The sequence below is a fragment of the Alistipes finegoldii DSM 17242 genome (assembly GCF_000265365.1).
GTDB lineage: Bacteria > Bacteroidota > Bacteroidia > Bacteroidales > Rikenellaceae > Alistipes > Alistipes finegoldii.
This window is the reverse complement of sequence record NC_018011.1, coordinates 3,264,096-3,282,842: the sequence shown is the minus strand read 5'-3', so window position 1 is coordinate 3,282,842 and position 18,747 is coordinate 3,264,096. Positions and strand designations below refer to the sequence as shown.

Sequence of the window (18,747 nt, the reverse complement as noted above, 5' to 3'; positions counted from 1 at the left end):
CGTCAACGGCGTAAAGGTTGTCTTAACCTTATAATATGTCGTTACGGCGGAGCCGTATCGTTTCGCAAAGTTAGCATAATTTCTGTATTCGGAGTTTCTGTTTGCACTCACAAAGATAGTAAAATTTTCATTCTGAACAAATAGACAGAGCAGAAAATTAGATTGATCCTTTCATTTGTATAAATGAAGCAGATGAAACCAAAACGAACGGACGAAAAATTGGCTCAATATGTCATTTCGCGAATGAAACAGTTGCGCCGCGATCATAATTATTCCCAGGAATACGTTATAGAAAATACCGGTCTGGATATTTTCCATTTTGAAAGCGGATCAAAATTTCCTACCCTTATCTCACTGACAATACTCTGCCGCTTCTACGGCATCAGCCTCCGGGAATTCTTCGGCGAGAGCGACTACCCTGTCGAATAATCCGAATATGTGAATTTATTAAATAAGACTCACAAGGGGAGGGTAATGGAACGGAAAAAACAACGCCGCGACGAAGAATTGCTTCAAAAAATCATTTTGCGGGTGAAGGAACTAAGGCACATGCACGACCACCAATCGCAGGAACAATTGGCCGAAGCAACGGAATTAAGCATCGCACAACTCGAATCAGGCAAGAATTTCCCAAATCTGACGACAATTTCGATTATTTGCAAGTTTTACAATATCACCCTCGGCGAATTTTTCGCGCCGCTCGACTATCCGACGAAAGACAACTGATTATTCTGCAACTTTCCGACTGCAAGATCATCTTATTCGAATAACAGAACCGCACAAATAAAAAAAGATTCCGCCCTTAGAGGCGGAACCTTTTTTACAGTGCGTATCGGACAGACTACTCCGTCTCTTCGATAACGGCCTTGAACAGCTCGACGTCCTCCAAGGTGGAGTTCATGACGTAGGTGTATGCCTCCGAAATCTTGCCTTCGGCCAGCTTGCAGAAGACCTTCGCCGAATTGACATACTCCTCCGACTCGCCGGCCTGACGCGCCAGCAGGTAGGTGATGATGATATGTCCGGCGGTCTCGACCAGACGACGGGCGTGGAAATCCTTGAAGCCGCAAAGCTCCTTGTCCCCCGCTTCGACGCGGGCGATCATCTCCGCGAATTTCGCGGTCAGCTCCTTCAGCTTCGCAACGACGGGCTGCATGGGCTGGCTGTATTCGGCGGCGGCGTAGCGCTCGATCTGCTCCATGAAGGTGCCTTTGGTCACGGAGTTGATAGCCGCGACGACCTGCAGCTGCGAAGTGCCTTCATAGATATTCATGATGCGCGCGTCGCGGTAGAGACGCTCGCAGGGGTAATCCTTCATGAAGCCCGAACCGCCGTGGATCTGGATGGCGTCGTAGGCCTGCTGATTGGCGTACTCCGACGAGAAGAGCTTGACAAGCGGCGTGAAGCCGTCGGCAAGGCGGTTGTAGAACTTCATCTCCTGACGCTCCTCGCCTTCGAGCGAACGTTCGTGCGCGATATGGCCGTACTGCTTGTAAACCTCGACGAAGCGCGTGGTTTCGTACAACAGCGCGCGGACGCCCTGCAATTTGGCTTTCATGTTGGAGAGCATCTCCGAAACAGCGGCGAAGCGGATGATCGGCTTGCCGAACTGCTCGCGCTCGTGGGCATATTTCAGGGCTTCGCGGTAGGCGGCCTCGCAGAGACCCACCGACTGGGCGCCGATGCCCAGACGGGCGGCGTTCATCAGCGACATCACGTATTTGATAAGGCCCATCTTGCGGTCGCCGACCAGTTGCGCCGGAGCATTGGTGAAGACCAGCTCGCACGTCGGCGATCCCTTGATACCCATCTTGTTTTCGATACGGCGCACCTTGACGCCGCCGTCGCGCTTGTCGTAGACCAGCATCGACAGCCCACGGGCGTCGGTCGTGCCCTCTTCGGTGCGGGCCAGCACCAGCGAAACGTCGCCGTCGCCGTTGGTGATGAAACGCTTCACGCCGTTGAGCAGCCACGTCTGCTTCTCCTCGGACCACGTGGCCTTGAGCATCACGGCACCCAGATCCGATCCGGCGTCCGGCTCGGTGAGGTCCATGGCGCAGGTAGCGCCCGCGGAAACCCACGGCAGGAATTTGGCCTTGATCTCCTCCGAAGCGAACTCGTTGAGCGTCTCGGCACAGTCCTGAAGGCCCCAGATGTTCTCGAAGCCGGCGTCGGCGCGCGACACCATTTCGTTGGCCATCACGAAGCAGACCAGCGGGAAGTTAAGACCGTCGTACTTGCGCGGAAGCGTCATGCCGCTCAGGCCCGCATCGACGATCGCCTTCATGTTCCGAACCGTACCCGAAGCGTACTCCACATGGTCGTTCACCACGCGGGGGCCTTCGTGGTCCACGCCCTCGGCATTCGGAGCAATGACCTCGCCGCAGACCTCGCCCGCGATCTCCAGCACGCGGCGGTAGGAGTCCATAGCGTCTTCGAAATCCTGCGGCGCGAAATCGTAGAGGTCCTTTTCGGCGAAACCGCGCTCTTTCAGCTCCACGATCTTGCGCATCATCGGATGCCCAAGGTGGAACTGCAAATCTTTGTTATCTGAAAAGAAATTTGCCATTACTTCGAATTTTGTTTGTAGTACTTAATCATCTTGGGGATTATCTCATTGACGTCGCCCGTGATGGCGTAGTCGGCGATCTTGTTGATCGGGGCTTCGGGATCGGTGTTGATCGAGATGATCATGGCCGAACCGTCCATACCCGCCGTATGCTGGATCTGACCCGAAATACCGCAGGCGATGTAGAGTTTGGGACGGACCGTAACGCCGGTCTGGCCCACCTGACGGGCATGGTCGGCAAAGCCGGCGTCCACGGCGGCGCGACTGGCGCCCACCTCGGCGCCCAGCACGTCGGCAAGCTCGAACACCAGATCGAAGTTCTCCTTCGAACCCATGCCGTAACCGCCGGCGACGATGACGCTCGCGCCCTTGATGTCGATCTTGCTCTCCGAAATCTCGCGGTCGAGGATCCGCACCGCCAGATCGGTGTCCTTCACGAACTTCTGCCAATCGATCTTCTTCACCTCGCCGGCGCCCGGCGTAGCGGCGTACTCGCGGCGCATGACGCCTTCGCGGACGGTAGCCATCTGGGGACGGTTGTCGGGATTGACGATCGTGGCGATGATGTTGCCGCCGAAGGCGGGACGGATCTGGTAAAGCAGGTCCTTATACTCCTTGCCGGTCTTGGCGTCCTTGTGGTCGCCGATCACCAGCTGCGTGCAGTCGGCCGTAAGACCGCTGTAGAGGGCCGACGATACGCGCGGGGCGAAGTCGCGGCCGTTGCAGGTCGCGCCGAACAGCGCGATCTGGGGTTTCTCCTGTTCGATCAGGCCGCACATGACGGCCGTATGGGGCAGCGTGCGGAAAGGTGCGAAGATCTTGTCGTCGGCGACCCAGACGGTGTCGGCGCCGTATTTGGCCAGTTCGGTCTCGATACCTGCAAGATGCTCGCCCAGCACTACGGCTTCGAGCTTCACACCCAGCGTCGTGGCCAGTTCGCGGCCTTTGGTCAGCAGTTCGAGACACACGTCGGCGACCTTGCCGCCCTCGTTCTCGATATATACGAATATATTGTTCATGGATTACTTCTGCGGATTTAACCGAGCGTGTGGCTCGCGATAAGTTCGACCATCAGTGAATTGATATCCTCGTCGGAAGACGTGAGTTTCTTGGCCTCCTTGGCCTGAAACACCACGTTCTCGATCTTCTTGACCTTGGTGGGCGAACCCGCAAGGCCCAGCTGCTGCGGATCGGGATTGACGTCGGCGGCGGCCCACTCGACGATCTGCAGGTACTCCTTGGCGGCGGCGCGCTTGGCGGCCGGCGAGTCGGGAGCTGCGGCGATCTCCGATTTGGCGAGGGCGAATTTGCAGGTCATCACGCGCTTGGCGTTGCGCGGACGGCATTCGGGAGCCGACGCGTTGACCGTAACGACCACAGGAACGGGCGTCTCGACCGTCTCCATGCCGCAGTTCAGGCGGCGTTTGATGACCAGCGAATCCGCTTTGATTTCGGTAATATCCTCGGCATAGGTCACCTGCGGCAGGCCCAGCTTCTCGGCCACCTGAGGTCCGACCTGCGCCGTATCGCCGTCGATGGCCTGACGGCCCGCGAAGATGATGTCGGGAGCGATCATTTTCAGCGCGCAAGAGAGCGCGTACGACGTGGCGAGGGTGTCCGAACCGGCGAACTCGCGGCCCGTAAGCAGATAGCCGCCGTCGGCCCCGCGGAACATGGCGTCGCGGATAATGTCGGCGGCGCGCTGCGGACCCATCGTAAGGATATGAACCGTGGAGCCTTCGGTGCGGTCTTTCAGCGCGAGCGCCATTTCGAGCGCATTGAGGTCCTCCGGATTGAAGATGGCCGGCAGCGCCGCGCGGTTGACCGTCCCTTCGGGGGTCATCGCATCCTTACCCACATTGCGGGTATCGGGCACCTGCTTGGCCAATACGACAATTTTAAGTGCTTTTTTCATAAGGTTATAGTTACAAAATTAAATCGGTTTCGTTGTTTCGGACGCCGCGGCAGGCGGAAAACTCCGCGCACGGGGCCGCATCTCCGGCCGCAATACGGCATGCGGGATACATTCGGCGCAGCATACGCAGCATGCGACATGCGGCGGCCCAAAGGCTCCCCTACCGGACGATCGTTTCGCCGCGGTCGGGACCGACGGAGATGATCTTCACGGGAACGCCCGTCTCGCGCTCGATGAATTCGACGTACGCCTTGAATGCGGCCGGGAAGTCGTCGTAGCTCTTGCAGTCGCGCAGGTCGCACTTCCAGCCTTCGAACTCGCGGTAGACGGGTTTCAGGTCGTCGCCGATCTCGTAGGGAAAATGCGCGGTGCGCTCGCCGCCGACCTCGTATTCGGTGGCGACCTTGACGGTCTCGAAGTCGTTCATGACGTCGGACTTCATCATGATGAGCTGCGTCACGCCGTTGATCATGATCGAATATTTCAGCGCGACAAGGTCGAGCCAGCCGCAGCGGCGTTCACGGCCCGTAACGGCGCCGTATTCATGGCCGATACTGCGCATCCGGGCGCCCGTTTCGTCGAACAGCTCCGTAGGGAACGGGCCGCTGCCCACGCGCGTGCAATAGGCCTTAAAGATGCCGTAGACCTCGCCGATACGGTTCGGGGCGATGCCCAGACCGACGCAGGCGCCGGCGCAGACGGTATTCGAGGAGGTGACGAACGGATACGATCCGAAGTCCACGTCGAGCAGCGTGCCCTGAGCGCCTTCGGCCAGAATGCTCTTGTCCTGAGCCAAACACTCGTTGACGAAATATTCGCTGTCGATGATGTTGAAACGCTTGAGGTATTCGACGGCCTCGAACCACTTCCGTTCCAGTTCCGCAATATCATATTCATAACCCAGACCGCGCAGAATGCTCTCGTGGCGCGCCTTGGCCCGTGCATAAATCTGCCGGAAATCGGCGCTCAGCACGTCGCCGACGCGCATGCCGTTGCGGCTCACCTTGTCGGTATAGGTCGGACCGATGCCCTTGCCCGTGGTGCCGATCTTGGCGCTGCCCTTGGCCGCTTCGTAAGCCGCATCGAGAATGCGGTGCGTCGGCAGGATCAGGTGGGCTTTCTTCGAAATGCAGAGTTGTTTGGTCAGGTCGTGGCCGCTGGCTGCGAGCGCCTCGGCCTCCTCGCGGAAGAGGACGGCGTCAATGACAACGCCGTTGCCGATGATGTTGGTTTTTCCGCCCTGAAATATGCCCGAAGGAATCGAGCGGAGTACGTATTTCTCGCCGTTGAACTCCAACGTGTGACCGGCATTGGGACCGCCCTGAAAACGGGCGACGACCTCGTAGGCAGGCGTCAGCACATCCACGACTTTTCCCTTGCCCTCGTCACCCCATTGCAGGCCGAGGATAACGTCAACTTTTTTCATTGTATCCGGTTGTATTTTTGTGTGCAAAAGACATTTTTTGCATCCAAAGGTACTAATTATTATCCGAAATACCCAATTCGCCGCGGCGACTTTTCAACAATGTATCAGAAATCGGGTGCGAAAAAACATCCTGCGACGAAAAAACAAAGCACTGTGCGAAATCGGCGGAATAAAATTCGGCGGCTCCGGAGCGGGACGGGCGGAGCAGGCGGACGGGGCAGGCGGAGCGGACGGAGCGGACGGAGCGGACGGACACGAATGAGCGGAGAGACGAAGCGCGGACAGGCAGGTGGACAGACAGGTGGACAGACAGGTGGACAGACAGGTGGACAGACAGATGGACAGACAGGTGGACAGGCGGAGCAGACAGAAAGGTCAGAGCAGGAGGGCGGGACGAACGGAGCGGATAAAGGAATAGGCGGGAATCAGACAAAGCTGACAGACGGAGAGACGAAGCAGACGGGACGGGACGAATGGGCGGGCAGATGGGCGGGCAGAATGGATAAAAGGATAGACAGGGATCAGACAAAGCTGACAAACGGAGAGACAAAGCAGACGGGACGGACGGAACAGACGGGGACAGGGCGAATGGGCGGACGGGCGGACGGGCGGAGAGACGAACCAAACAGACGGAAAGACGAAACGGCCAAAACGGGCGAAGCGGACGGATGGGCGGACGGATGGGCAGACGGATGGGCGGACGGATGGGCGGACGGAGCGGACGGAAAGGCAAGCAGAGCGGACGGAAAGGCAAGCAGAGCGGACGGAAAGGCAAGCAGAGCGGACGGACTGCAGAGACCCCGCATCGCCATTCGGAAGATTCGCAAAACGCCGGACTGAATCATGCCGCAGGCGAAGAAAAAACGACAATCCGCCCCGGAGAAACCGGACGGGAGCGGAAACCGGGAGCAGATCGGACGGGAGCGGATCAACCAAAAAGACGATACGGAATCAGCGGACGATTATTTCGGTATGTCCGTCGGCGCTGACGCTCTGCGATGCGCGGCAGTAGACGGTCGTGAGCGGAGGATTGCCGCCCGCGTCGGCCTTAAGCCGGTCCGAGCAGGGCCGCAGGTCGAGCGTCACGAGCCGGTTGCCGCTGCAGTCGAGCAGACGGAGCGCTCCGGCGGATTTGAGGTCCAGCAGCGTGAGCGCATTGTCCGCGCAGTTCAGCTCCAGAAGAGCGCGCAGGCCGTCCAGATCGAGCGAAGCGATGCGGTTACGGCTACAATCGAGCGTCTGCAACAGCGTACACTTGCGCAAATCGAGCTGCGTGAGGTCGTTGCCGCTGCAGTCGAGCCGTTCGAGCCGCGAGAATTCGCCGATCTCCCACATATGCGCGATGCCGCGGTCAGGGCAGTCCATTTTCAGGACGCGCTGCGCTTCGTAGCGCGAAATGCGTCCGTCGTGGTCGATGTCGAAATGCTCAAGGCAGTAAGCCTCGAATGCGGGATCTGCAAAAGTGATGTATACGCGCTTGTTCTTGTCGTCGCGTTCGTCGTCCGCAAGGCCGCAGGCCGCAAGAAGCGCAAACGCGAGGAGAGGAACGAAGCGGGTCATAGGCCTCAGATGTTTACGTCGTCGTCGGAGTCGTCGCCGCCGTCGGAATTGCCGTCGTCCTGAATCTCGTCGGCACCCTTGATCTCGTCGTCGTAGTAGTCCTTGTCGTCGTCCTCCTGCGCATTGTCGTCGATCTTGACGTCGATCTTAACCATGTAGGCGATTTCGTCCGTATCGAAAGGTACGGCATAGAAAAAATCTCCGTTGGGCTTGTCCACGCGCATCATCGCTTCGGTGAACCCCAGCGGGTATTTCTGCTTGACGGCCTCCTGCAGTTCGGGGGCCAGATTATGGAAGCTCGTTACGATATGTTTCTTCGTCGTATTCTGTTTAGCCATAATAATGCTTGGAAATTTTCTGCAATTATAAGCAAAATTTACATATCGCACCACATACTCAATTTTTTTTTGCATTTTTTTTGAATTTGCAGGTAGTTACGAACAAAATACGTACCTTTACGCAGGTTATAATTATATTATGATACGCGAGAGAATCGAAGAGCTGCGGCGGCAGCTTGAGTACCATAACTTCAGATATTACGTCGAAAACGCCCCCGAAATCTCCGACTTCGAATTCGACACCATGATGCGCGAACTGCAGGATCTGGAGCGCGCGCATCCCGAAATGGCCGACCCCAACTCACCTTCGGTACGCGTCGGAAGCGACATCACCGCGGAGTTCCGAAGCGTGAAGCACCGGTTTCCGATGCTTTCGCTCGGCAACACCTATTCGCCGGACGAGCTGCACGAGTTCATCGAGCGGATCGAGAAGGAGACGGGCCCCACGGAATTCGTCTGCGAGCTGAAGTTCGACGGCACGGCCATATCGCTCACCTACGAACATGGCCGGCTGCTGCGCGCCGTGACGCGCGGCGACGGCACGCAGGGCGACGACGTGACGGCCAACGTCCGCACGGTGCGGACAGTGCCCCTCAGGCTCAGGGGCGACGACTGGCCCGACTATTTCGAAATACGCGGCGAGATACTGATGCCCTACGCCTCGTTCGACAAAATCAACGCCGAACGCGAGGCGGCCGGGGAGACGCTTTTCGCCAATCCGCGCAACGCCGCGGCCGGAACGCTCAAGCAGCAGGCTTCGGCGGTGGTCGCGCGGCGCGGTCTGGACTGCACGCTCTACCAGCTGGCGGGCGACGACCTGCCCTTCACGAACCATTGGGAGAGTTTGCAGAAGGCACGCGAATGGGGATTCAAGATTTCGGACCAGATGCGCATATGCCGCAGTGCGGAGGAGATAGACGCCTACATCGCCCATTGGGACGAAGCGCGCAGGGAACTCCCCTTCCCCACCGACGGCGTGGTAATCAAGGTAAACGACTTCGGCGTGCGGCGGCAGCTGGGATTCACGGCCAAGGCCCCGAAATGGGCCGTGGCCTACAAGTTCAAGGCCGAGCAGGCTTTGACGCGGTTGGACAGCGTGGCCTTTCAGGTGGGACGCACGGGAGCCATAACGCCCGTGGCCAACCTCGAACCGGTGCTGCTGGCCGGCACGACGGTACGCCGGGCGACGCTGCACAACGCCGAACAGATGGCGCTGCTGGACATACGTCCGGGCGACATGGTATACGTCGAGAAAGGCGGCGAAATCATTCCCAAGATCACGGGCGTGGAACTTTCGCAGCGGCCGGCAGACAGCAGGCCGTTCGAGTACATCACGGTATGTCCCGAATGCGGCACGCCGCTGGTGAAATACGAAGGCGAGGCGAAGCACTACTGTCCCAATCAGGGCGGATGCCGTCCGCAGATCATCGGACGCATCATCCACTTCATCCGCCGCAAGGCGATGGACATCGAGGGGCTGGGCGAAGAGACCGTCGAACTGCTTTACGAAAACGGGCTGGTGCGCGACGTGGCCGACCTGTACGACCTGCAGGCTCCGCAGCTGGCGTGCCTGCCGCGGCTGGGCGAGAAGTCGGCCGACAACATCATCCGGAGTATCCGGGGATCGGTCGAAGTGCCTTTCAGGCGCGTGCTGTTCGGGCTGGGAATCCGCTTCGTGGGCGAAACCACGGCCAAATACCTCGCGGAACACTTCCGGTCGCTCGACGCGGTGATGAAAGCCACGCGCGAGGAGCTGACCGAAGCCGACGAAGTGGGCGGACGCATCGCCGACGCGATCATCGAATACTTCGCCGACGAGAAGAACCTCGCCATCATCCGCCGCCTGCGCGACGCGGGCGTGAAGTTCGAAGCCGAAGCGCGCGAGCTGGCGTCGGAGTCGCTCGCGGGAAAGAGTTTCGTGATATCGGGCAAATTCTCGAACCACAGCCGCGACGAGCTGAAAGAGCTGATCGAAATACACGGCGGCAGGAACCTCGCGGCCGTATCGGCGAACGTCGATTACATCGTGGCGGGCGAGAATATGGGGCCGGCGAAGCTCAAGAAAGCCGAGAAGCTGGGCGTGAAGATCATCTCCGAAGAGGATTTTATCGCCATGATCGGCAGCGACGAAATACCCGCCGCAAATGCGGCGGAAAAGCGGACGGAAGGGGGCGCGGAAGGGAGCGCGGCGCACAAGGATGTGGCCGAGCCGAAGCTGTTTTAGCCGGCAGACGCAACCGGATAGGCCGTCCCCGCCGGTACGAAGAAACGGAGGCGGGAACGGAAGAGACGACAACGGCGGGAACAGAAGATGCTGCGGCGGCGGAAGTTGAAAACACGGCAGTGAAGGCAGAAGACGTAATGCCGAAAGAAGGCTAAAACGCAGGGCGGCAAACGAAGACGCGGCGGCAGAAGCAGGAAATACAACAGCGGAAGCAGGAAACGCGGCGGCGGAAGTTGAAAACACAGCAGTGAAGGCAGAAGACGCAATGCAGAAAGAAGGCTAAAACGCAGGGCGGCAAACAAAGATGCGGCGGTAGAAGCAGGAAATACAACAGCGGAAGCAGGAAACGCGGCGGCGGGAACGGCGTAAGCGCCGGACCGCGGAAGACGGCCGCAGGAAAAGAAACTACGAACAAAACCGGAATACGATGATAAGAGAGAAACTGACAGGCGTGGGGGTCGCGATGATAACCCCCTTCACATCGGACGGACGCGTCGATTATCAGGCATTGGCGCGCATGATAGACTACGTAATAGAGGGCGGCGTGGATTACATCGTGGCGCTCGGCACCACGGCCGAAACCCCGACGCTCTACATGCCCGAACGCGCGGTGATCGCCATGTTCATCACCAACCATATCGCAGGCCGCGTGCCGCTGGTGATGGGCTGCGGCGGAAACTCGACGTCGGAGGTGCTGGACCAGCTCCGCGAATTCGACCTGCGGGGCGCGGACGCCATTCTGAGCGTGACGCCCTATTACAACAAACCCTCGCAGGAGGGACTTTACCAGCATTTCCGCACCGTATCGGAGCATTCGCCCCTGCCCGTGATACTCTACAACATACCGGGTCGGTCGGGCGTGAACATGACCGCCGAGACCACGCTGCGGCTGGCGCGCGACATGAAGAACGTCATCGGCATCAAGGAGGCGTCGGGCGACATCGAGCAGATGCAGCGCATCCTCGACAACCGCCCCGAAGGGTTTCTGGTGCTGTCGGGCGACGACGGCATGACGCTCGACCTGATGCGCCGCGGCGGCGAAGGCGTGATTTCGGTGGCGGCGAACGTATTTCCCAAACGTTTCATGCAGTGCGTCGGTCATGCCAAGCAGGGCGATTTCGACCGCGCCGAAGAGGAGTACAGGGCGCTCGACGAAGCGGTGCACGCGCTCTTCGAGGAGGGGAATCCCGTGGGTGCGAAATGCGCGCTCTCGGTGATGGGCAAAATCGGCCCCACGATGCGGCTGCCGCTGGTCGAGGGTTCGCAGGCGCTGCGCGAAAAGTTCAGCCGGCTGATTGCGGAATACGATTTGCGCTGATTCCGCGTTAGTGTCTAAAATACGGACTAAAACACGGATATGAAAAACTTACTGCTGTTACTGCTTCTGCTTCCGGCGCTGGCCGCGGCGAAAGTTCCCGACGAGGAGGATATTCAGAACAAGACGATGGACGCCGAGTCGCCGTTCTACTATCCGTCGCTGATGATGCGCTACAACGCCGGCGACGAAACGCTGACCGACGAGGATTACCACTACCTCTATTACGGCTACGCCTATCAGGAGAGCTACAAACCGCTGGACTCGAATCCCGATCTGGACAAGCTGCTGTTGATGGCTTCGGGACTCGATCCCGACAAACCGGCCGTCGAGACGCTCGAAGCGATGCTCTACACGGGCGAGGATGCACTGGCCCGCGATCCGTTCAGCCCCAAGATCCTCAACCTGATGGCCTACGCCCACGGCGCGCTGGGCAACAAACTGCAGGAAAAGATGTACTACAACCGGATGCAGGGCGTCATCCGGGCGATCCGGGAGTCGGGAGACGCGCTGACGCAGAAAACGCCGCGCCATATCCTGATGTTCGACCACGCGCTCGACGTGATGGCCACCGAAGGGCTTTCGTACGACAAGAGCCGCATCATCAGCCGAACGGTGGAGTTCATCCCGCTGACCGTACCCTACACGGTGGAGGGCAAGAAGCGCAAGGGACTCTACTACGACTTCGGACGCATATACTGGAACAAACCCGAAGGTTATACCTATAAACGCGACCGCACATGGCAGTTCAACAACCTCAAACCCCGTACGTACAAATAATCCGGCGCACGTTCGCCCTGCTGCTGGCGCTGGCGGTTTTCGCCGGCTGCGAAAAGGAACGGGAGCCGGCGGAAATAGCGAGTTCGCAGGAAGAAGCGGTGCTGCGCAGCACGGCCGGATCGGCAGCGGCGTTCACCGTGACGGCGACCGGACCGTGGACGCTGACCACCACGGGCAGCGGATTCGGCATCTCCCCCACCGCAGGGGGCCGGGGCGAGACGACGGTAACGGTGACGGCGTCGGACGGGAATCCGGGCCGCAGCCGCGTCAAGCTGGGGACGGTCGCACTGACTCTGAACGCAGGAGGCGCGCAGTGCAGCGTCACCGTGTCGCAGAGTCCGGCGACGGCGACGCAGACCATGCTGCTCTACATGCCGGGACGGGATCTGCTGAAATTCTACAAGCAGAATATCGACGGCGTCCTGAAAGCCGTCGATGCGAACGTTCCGGGCGACGGCCGCGTATTGGTCTGCTATCAGCCCAACGCGCACTCGCAGGCCGAAATGTACGAGGCGTATTTCAACGCCGAAAAGCAGGCGGCCGCATTCGCGCTGCTGAAAAGCTACGACGATTTCGCGGCGGCCGATCCCGCATGCGTACAGCGCATGCTGGCCGACGTGGAGGCGCTCGCCCCGGCGCAGCATTACGGGATCATCGTCGGCTGTCACGGCAAGGCGTGGGTGCCCGCGAATCAGGGAGCGCTCAGCTACTCGGCCCGGATGTCGAAGGAGCTGGAGGATTTATGGACCCCGGCGCCGGGAGCGCTGACGACCCGTTCGTTCGGCGACACGGGACGGTCGATCGACATTACGGACTTCGCAGCGGCGGTCAAGGCCCAGAATTACAGGACCGACTACCTGCTTTTCGACGCCTGCTTCATGGCCAATATCGAGACGCTTTACGACCTGCGCGAATGCACGGACTACGTGATTGCCGCGCCCTGCGAAATCATGGGACAGGGATTCCCCTACGACCGGGCGATGCCGTGGTTCTTCACCGACGGCGGCAAAGGACGCGATCTGACAAAGGTATGCGAAGCATTCTGGAACTTCTACATGAACGACGCGACGACCCAATCGGGCTGCATTTCGCTGGCCGTGATGTCGGAAATGGAGGGCATGAAGGAGGTCATGCGGCGCATCAACGCCGCGCCGAAAAAGTCTTATGCCGAAGAGCTGCAAAGCTACGAGGGAATGTCTTCGCACATATTCTACGATCTGGGCCACTGGGTCGAACTGGCCTGCGGCGACGCGAAGCTGAAAGAGGATTTCAAAGCGCAGCTGGACAAGGCGTTTCCCAAAGCCGCACGGCTCAGCACACCGGGATTCTACTCGGCGTACAACGGCCGGATGAACCCCGTCGCCTACTATTCGGGAGTGTCGTTCAGCGAACCGTCGGACAAATACGTCGAGGAGAACAAGCAGACGAGCTGGTACCGGGACACGCATTGAATGAAAAAGGGTGATTCTTGCGAATCACCCTTTTTCGTTATTCGTACTGGCCGGACTTGAGCCGTTCGACCTCCTCGCGGGAGAGGAAACGCCATGCACCGCGCTTGAGGTTCTTTTTCGTCAGACCCGCATAGTAGACGCGGTCGAGCTTGGTGACGGTATAGCCGAGGAACTCGAAAATACGGCGCACGATGCGGTTGCGGCCCGAATGGATCTCGATGCCGACCTCCTGCTTGTTGTCCTTGACATAGGAAATCTCATCGGCGAAAATCTCGCCGTCTTCGAGCGTAATGCCCTCGGCGATGCGGTCCATGTCGGCGCGCGTCAGGGGTTTGTCGAGCGACACCTGATAGATTTTCTTCTTCCGGAAGGCCGGATGGGTGAGCTGCTTGGTCAAATCGCCGTCGTTGGTGAACAGCAGCAGTCCGAGACTGTTCTTGTCGAGACGCCCCACCGGGTAGATGCGTTCCGTGCAGGCGCCCTGCACCAGCTCCATGACGGTTTTGCCCGCATGCGGATCGTCGAGCGAAGTCACATAGCCCTTGGGCTTGTTGAGCACAAGATAGACCTTCTTTTCGCCCTGCACGCGGCTGTCGTTGAATTTCACCTCGTCGGTGGGCAGCACCTTGGTGCCCAGCTGGGTGACGATCTGACCGTTGACGGTCACCAGACCCGCCGTGATGAAATCGTCGGCCTCGCGGCGCGAGCAGAGTCCCGACTGGGCCAGAAAGCGGTTCAGGCGCATTTCGCCGATCTGCTTTTCGGGCGTGAATTTCGGATAGGAAGCCGGCTTGTCGTCGTGCTTCCGGAATCCGGGCTTATAGGGTTTGTCGCCGAACCTGCGGTCGCCGGACTTTTTGTCCGCGAACCGACGGTCGCCGGCGGGCTTGTCGCCGAATTTACGTTCGCCGTAGGGTTTGTCGCCGAACTTGCGATCGCCGGACTTTTTGTCTGCGAACCGACGGTCGCCGGCGGGCTTGTCGCCGGATTTACGTTCGCCGTAGGGTTTGTCGCCGAACTTGCGGTCGCCGAATTTCTTGGGTCCCCGGTTGTCGCCGTAGGCGGGTTTTTCGCCGCGGGGCTTATCGCCGAACGAGCGGCGCGGTTTGTCGCCGTCGCGGTAACGTTCGTCCGAACGGGCGCGGTCGCCCTGCCGTTCGTCGCCGAAACTGCGGCGCGGTTTGTCGAATGCAGGACGGTTGTCCTCCGTAAAGTGGGGATTGTACGACGCCCGCTTGACGGGCTTGCGGTCATCGGACGGCTGCTCCGAATCGGCAGCATCACGCTGCAAACGCGGGCGACGCTCGACACGCTCCGCCGTAGCGGTCACGGTACGCTGACGCTTGTCGCGTCCGAAACGCGTAAGCACCGAGGTCGAGTCGTTTTTAAAGTCTTTCATAATCAGTTTGAATGTTTACGCGGCAAAGTTAATCGAATTTTCCGGATAAAAGCATATTGCGTGCCCGATTCGGAGATAAAAGCCGCAGGCCGTTACAAATTCGCCGCTTTTGCGTTATCTTTGCGTCCATAAACAATGCCCGGCGTCGTTTGCCGGGTATTTCCCCCGTCGCTTTCCATGAACATGAACCGTGAAATACTGCGCATTGCGCTCCCCAATATCGTCTCGAACATCACCGTGCCGCTCATGGGCATCGTCTCGACGGCGATCGCCGGGCACTGGGGTTCGGATACGGCCGCAACGATCGGCGCGCTGGCCATCGGCGTGTCGATCTTCAACTTCATCTACTGGAACTGCTCGTTCGTGCGCATGGGGACCAGCGGACTGACGGCGCAGGCATTCGGCGCGGGCAACTTCCGCGAATGCACCAACATGCTGGTCCGGGCGCTGCTCGTGGCCGGAGGAATGGGCCTGCTGATGTTGCTGCTGCAATACCCGCTGGGCGAGCTGGCCCTGTGGGGACTCAACGGCAACGACATGACGCGCGAGTACTTCTACGCCCGCATCTGGGCCGTGCCGGCGGGGATTCTGCTGTTCGGCTTCAACGGCTGGTTTACGGGAATGCAGAACGCGCTGATACCGATGTTCACGGCCATCACGGTCAACGTGGTCCATGTGCTGTGCAGCCTCTGGTTCGCATTCGGACTGGACATGGGGATCGTCGGCATCGCCTACGCCTCGGTAATCGCGCAGTGGACGGGCGTGGCCCTCTCCGCCCTGCTGCTCTTCGCATGCTACCGCAGGATACTGACCGGAATCGACTGGGCGGAGGTGGTGAACCTGAAACCGCTCAGGACCTTCTTCATCGTAAACCGCGACATCATGCTGCGCACGTTCTGCATCGTGGCCGTCTACACCTTCTTCACAGGGGCGTCGGCCCGCATGGACGAACCGGCGCTGCTGGCCGTCAACACGCTGCTGCTGCAGTTGTTTACGCTCTTCTCGTACATGAACGACGGATTCGCATACGCCGCCGAAGCCCTGACGGGCCGATTCATCGGCGCACGCGACGAAGGGGCGCTGCGCGACTGCCTGCGCCGCTGCATCGCGTGGGGCACGGTCGTGTCGGTGCTGTTCGTAGGCATCTATATCGGCTGGTGGCGCGAACTGGTGGGGCTGTTCGTGGACAGCACGGCGCCCAATGCCGCGACGATCGTGGAGCTGGCGGGAGAGTATATCGTATGGATCATCCTGATTCCGGTCGCCAGCGCCATGCCCTTCATCATGGACGGCATCATGGTCGGAGCGACCGAGACGCGCGTCATGCGCAACTCGATGTTCTGGGCCACGGCGGCCTACTTCGGCATCTTCTACGTCGGCTACGCGATAATCGGCAACAACGCGCTCTGGCTGGCGTTCACGCTCTACATGTTCCTGCGCGGGGTGCTCCAATACTTCATGACGCACCGCCTGCGGTCGATCTATGTGAAAGCGACAGTCTGACCGCCATGGAACTGACCCCTGATTCGCTCTACATCAAATACGTCCGCCTGAAAGAGGAGGACGAAACGCCGCAGACCTATCCGTACACCGTTCCGGCGCTGGCCAACTTCCGGCGGCTGGAATTCCGCAGGCCCGTGACCTTCATCATGGGCGAGAACGGCATGGGAAAATCGACGCTGCTCGAAGCCATAGCCGTCAAGGCGGGATTCAATCCCGAAGGAGGGTCCAAGAACTTCCGGTTCGCAACGCGCGCCAGCCATTCGGACCTTTACGAACATGTCGTTCTGGGACGCGGACTCCAGCCGCGCGACGGCTATTTCCTGCGGGCGGAGAGTTTCTACAACGTGGCGACGGAAATCGAAAACGTCGCCGACGGCGTACTGAAATATTACGGCGACAAGTCGCTGCACCAGCAGTCGCACGGCGAAAGTTTTCTGGCGCTGCTCGGACACCGGCTCTTCGGACACGGACTTTATATTTTCGACGAGCCGGAAGCCGCACTGTCACCCTCGCGCCAGATGTACATGCTGTGCCGGATGAAGCAGCTGGCCGAGCAGGGATCGCAGTTCATCATCAGCACCCACTCGCCGATCGTCATGTCCTACCCCGACGCCGAGATATACGAAATCACGGACCGCGGGCTGGAACCGACCGAGCTGGAGGAGACCTCCCACTTCCGGCTGATGAAGCGTTTTATCCTCGACCGCCGGGGAATACTGCGACAGATGGAGCTGGAGAAGGAATAGCCCCCGAATTAAGTTCGGGGGCTATTCCTTATTCGGAGTGCGCACCGGACATAGCATCGGATAAAGCGCCGGACAAAAGAGCGCAAACAAAAACCACCCGGCTCCTGCGAGTCGGGTGGTTCTATATTGCCGGAGGGCTGTCCCGCCCGTTATGCGGCGGTTATTCGCCCTTGGCGGCTTTCCAGAGCGGGAAGTATTTGTCATACTTCTCCTGAATGCCGGGTTCGTCGCGCAGACGGAAGCAGAGCTGTTTGAGCATGTCGAGCGTATTGAAGTCGTCGGCTTTCAGCTCGTGGGCCTTCTCGAACCACGGAATAGCCTCCATATAGACCGCATTGGCGGCTTTCAGGTCGGCATCGTAAGCGGCCTGACTGCTGTACTGCTTCTCGTTCATCACCTTGTTCATCTCGTCGGCCTTGATCGTGTAGAACACGCCCAGATAGTAGTTGCCTTCGAAGAGTTCGGGTTTCAGTTCGACGACCTTTTGGAACGATGCGATGCTTTCGTCGTACTGCTTCAGCGCGAAGAAGATACGGCCGCGGCCGAACCAAAGATCCACATTCTCCGGATTGCTCTCGATAGCCGCGTCGATCAGCGCCACCAAGTCGGCGGGGTCGCCCACCGAATCCTCAGGATTGGTATAGAGCTGCACCAGACCGTCGAGAATACGCTCGTTCTTCGGGAACTTCTTGATACCGGCGACCAGCGCATCCTTGGCTTTCAGGACATTGGCCTTGTCGGCGTCCTTCTGGCCGTAGTAGCAGTGGAAAAGGTAGTAGTAGATATTGCCTTCCTCGTCGTTATAGCCCAGATCGAGCGCCTTGTTCAGGTAATCGGCACCGATGACGTACGATGCAGGGTTCGCAGCGCCGTCCACCGTGCGCAGATAACCCGCATAGTAGAGCAGCGCGGGTTCGGGATTGCCGTGAGCGGGGCTGGACTGGGCTTCGAAAGCCAGTGCATAGGCGTCGGCGGCATCGGCATAATTGCCGGTGTCGATGCCCGTATTGCCCACTTGCGAGCAGAAGTCGCTGATCTGCTTGAGCCCCTCCTTGACCTTATCGGCCGTCTTGGGGGCCATTTCATAAGCCTTGTTGTAGGCTTCTATAGCCTTGGCGGGAGCGTCTTCAATCACCCACTGCGTCTGGCTCCAAGTCGCGATCTTGCCGTCCTTGATATATGCCGTGAACCAAGGATAGACCCAAGCCTCGTAGGGAACATTGACGAGCGTCACCGATTCGGTCGAGGCGGGTTCGCCCACGGCCAGCTTGAGCATCGCGGCGTCCATATTGACGAAAAGGCTCTTCGTCGGTTCGATAGCCGCTTCGTAGAAGGCTTTGCCGCGGTTGATCCACGTCGCAGCCTTGGCGCCCTTCTTCGCATCGGCGATGTCGGCGTCGCTCTTCTCGATCTTGGATACAAGCGCCGACTTGTTTACTTTCTGGGCCTGAACGGCAGTAACTGCTACGAGAGCCACCGCAAGGACCGTCAAAAATACTTTTTTCATAACAGATTGAATTT

At 59.2% G+C, this 18,747-nt stretch carries 16 protein-coding genes; 8 read left to right on the top strand and 8 right to left on the bottom strand.

Translation table 11 applies throughout. The annotated features are described in order from the left end of the window. The first annotated feature begins 192 nt into the window (after positions 1 to 192). Together ALFI_RS14165 and ALFI_RS14160 are read left to right on the top strand one after the other, a co-directional pair. Positions 193 to 429 carry a helix-turn-helix domain-containing protein gene (locus ALFI_RS14165; protein WP_014776312.1) on the top strand — a complete coding sequence of 79 codons (237 nt, stop codon included), beginning with the start codon at positions 193 to 195 and terminating at the stop codon, positions 427 to 429. A 45-nt stretch (positions 430 to 474) separates the two neighbouring features. Then, the gene (locus ALFI_RS14160; protein WP_009596606.1) at positions 475 to 726 is read left to right on the top strand and encodes a helix-turn-helix domain-containing protein; all 252 of its coding nucleotides are present in this window, start codon (positions 475 to 477) and stop codon (positions 724 to 726) included. Positions 727 to 841: 115 nt separating this feature from the next. Here the strand turns inward: ALFI_RS14160 and ALFI_RS14155 are convergent, their stop codons facing one another. The 6 genes from ALFI_RS14155 to ALFI_RS14120 form a co-directional block, all read right to left on the bottom strand. Then, complete coding sequence (locus ALFI_RS14155; protein WP_014776311.1) at positions 842 to 2,569, bottom strand: acyl-CoA dehydrogenase family protein; 1,728 nt, start codon at positions 2,567 to 2,569, stop codon at positions 842 to 844. Continuing rightward, complete coding sequence (locus tag ALFI_RS14150) at positions 2,569 to 3,588, bottom strand: electron transfer flavoprotein subunit alpha/FixB family protein (protein ID WP_014776310.1); 1,020 nt, start codon at positions 3,586 to 3,588, stop codon at positions 2,569 to 2,571. The genes ALFI_RS14155 and ALFI_RS14150 overlap by 1 nt, the downstream gene beginning before the upstream one ends. A gap of 17 nt (positions 3,589 to 3,605) precedes the next feature. Then, a complete protein-coding gene (locus ALFI_RS14145) occupies positions 3,606 to 4,484 on the bottom strand; it encodes an electron transfer flavoprotein subunit beta/FixA family protein (protein ID WP_014776309.1) in 879 nt (292 codons plus the stop codon). Positions 4,485 to 4,644: 160 nt separating this feature from the next. Continuing rightward, positions 4,645 to 5,910: an adenylosuccinate synthase gene (locus tag ALFI_RS14140; protein ID WP_014776308.1), complete on the bottom strand. Its 1,266-nt coding sequence runs from the start codon at positions 5,908 to 5,910 to the stop codon at positions 4,645 to 4,647. Positions 5,911 to 6,861: 951 nt separating this feature from the next. After that, a complete protein-coding gene (locus ALFI_RS14125; RefSeq protein WP_014776307.1) occupies positions 6,862 to 7,470 on the bottom strand; it encodes a leucine-rich repeat domain-containing protein in 609 nt (202 codons plus the stop codon). Positions 7,471 to 7,475: 5 nt separating this feature from the next. Next, positions 7,476 to 7,808 carry a hypothetical protein gene (locus ALFI_RS14120; protein ID WP_014776306.1) on the bottom strand — a complete coding sequence of 111 codons (333 nt, stop codon included), beginning with the start codon at positions 7,806 to 7,808 and terminating at the stop codon, positions 7,476 to 7,478. A gap of 139 nt (positions 7,809 to 7,947) precedes the next feature. Between ALFI_RS14120 and ligA the strand changes: the two genes are divergently transcribed. The 4 genes from ligA to ALFI_RS14100 all read left to right on the top strand — a co-directional run bounded on the left by ligA (position 7,948) and on the right by ALFI_RS14100 (position 13,578). Further along, a complete protein-coding gene (gene ligA / locus ALFI_RS14115; RefSeq protein WP_014776305.1) occupies positions 7,948 to 10,032 on the top strand; it encodes an NAD-dependent DNA ligase LigA in 2,085 nt (694 codons plus the stop codon). A gap of 427 nt (positions 10,033 to 10,459) precedes the next feature. Then, on the top strand, positions 10,460 to 11,350 hold the full coding sequence (gene dapA / locus ALFI_RS14110; protein ID WP_014776304.1) for a 4-hydroxy-tetrahydrodipicolinate synthase: 891 nt from the start codon (positions 10,460 to 10,462) through the stop codon (positions 11,348 to 11,350). A gap of 39 nt (positions 11,351 to 11,389) precedes the next feature. Continuing rightward, positions 11,390 to 12,127: a DUF4919 domain-containing protein gene (locus ALFI_RS14105; protein ID WP_009596581.1), complete on the top strand. Its 738-nt coding sequence runs from the start codon at positions 11,390 to 11,392 to the stop codon at positions 12,125 to 12,127. Continuing rightward, positions 12,088 to 13,578, top strand: coding sequence for a clostripain-related cysteine peptidase (locus tag ALFI_RS14100; protein WP_014776303.1), 1,491 nt, complete (start codon positions 12,088 to 12,090; stop codon positions 13,576 to 13,578). The genes ALFI_RS14105 and ALFI_RS14100 overlap by 40 nt, the downstream gene beginning before the upstream one ends. A 37-nt stretch (positions 13,579 to 13,615) precedes the next feature. Here the strand turns inward: ALFI_RS14100 and ALFI_RS14095 are convergent, their stop codons facing one another. After that, positions 13,616 to 14,977 (bottom strand): pseudouridine synthase, encoded by a 1,362-nt coding sequence (locus tag ALFI_RS14095; RefSeq protein WP_014776302.1) that lies wholly within the window; start codon positions 14,975 to 14,977, stop codon positions 13,616 to 13,618. Positions 14,978 to 15,154: 177 nt separating this feature from the next. On the opposite strand from ALFI_RS14095, the gene ALFI_RS14090 reads away from it, so the two are divergent. Together ALFI_RS14090 and ALFI_RS14085 are read left to right on the top strand one after the other, a co-directional pair. Continuing rightward, complete coding sequence (locus ALFI_RS14090; RefSeq protein ID WP_042494164.1) at positions 15,155 to 16,480, top strand: MATE family efflux transporter; 1,326 nt, start codon at positions 15,155 to 15,157, stop codon at positions 16,478 to 16,480. Between the two features lie 5 nt (positions 16,481 to 16,485). Next, entirely contained in the window at positions 16,486 to 17,226 is a 741-nt protein-coding gene (locus tag ALFI_RS14085) for an AAA family ATPase (RefSeq protein WP_014776300.1), read from the top strand. Between the two features lie 160 nt (positions 17,227 to 17,386). Here the strand turns inward: ALFI_RS14085 and ALFI_RS14080 are convergent, their stop codons facing one another. Beyond that, positions 17,387 to 18,733: a tetratricopeptide repeat protein gene (locus ALFI_RS14080; protein WP_014776299.1), complete on the bottom strand. Its 1,347-nt coding sequence runs from the start codon at positions 18,731 to 18,733 to the stop codon at positions 17,387 to 17,389. Between the last annotated feature and the right edge of the window lie 14 nt (positions 18,734 to 18,747).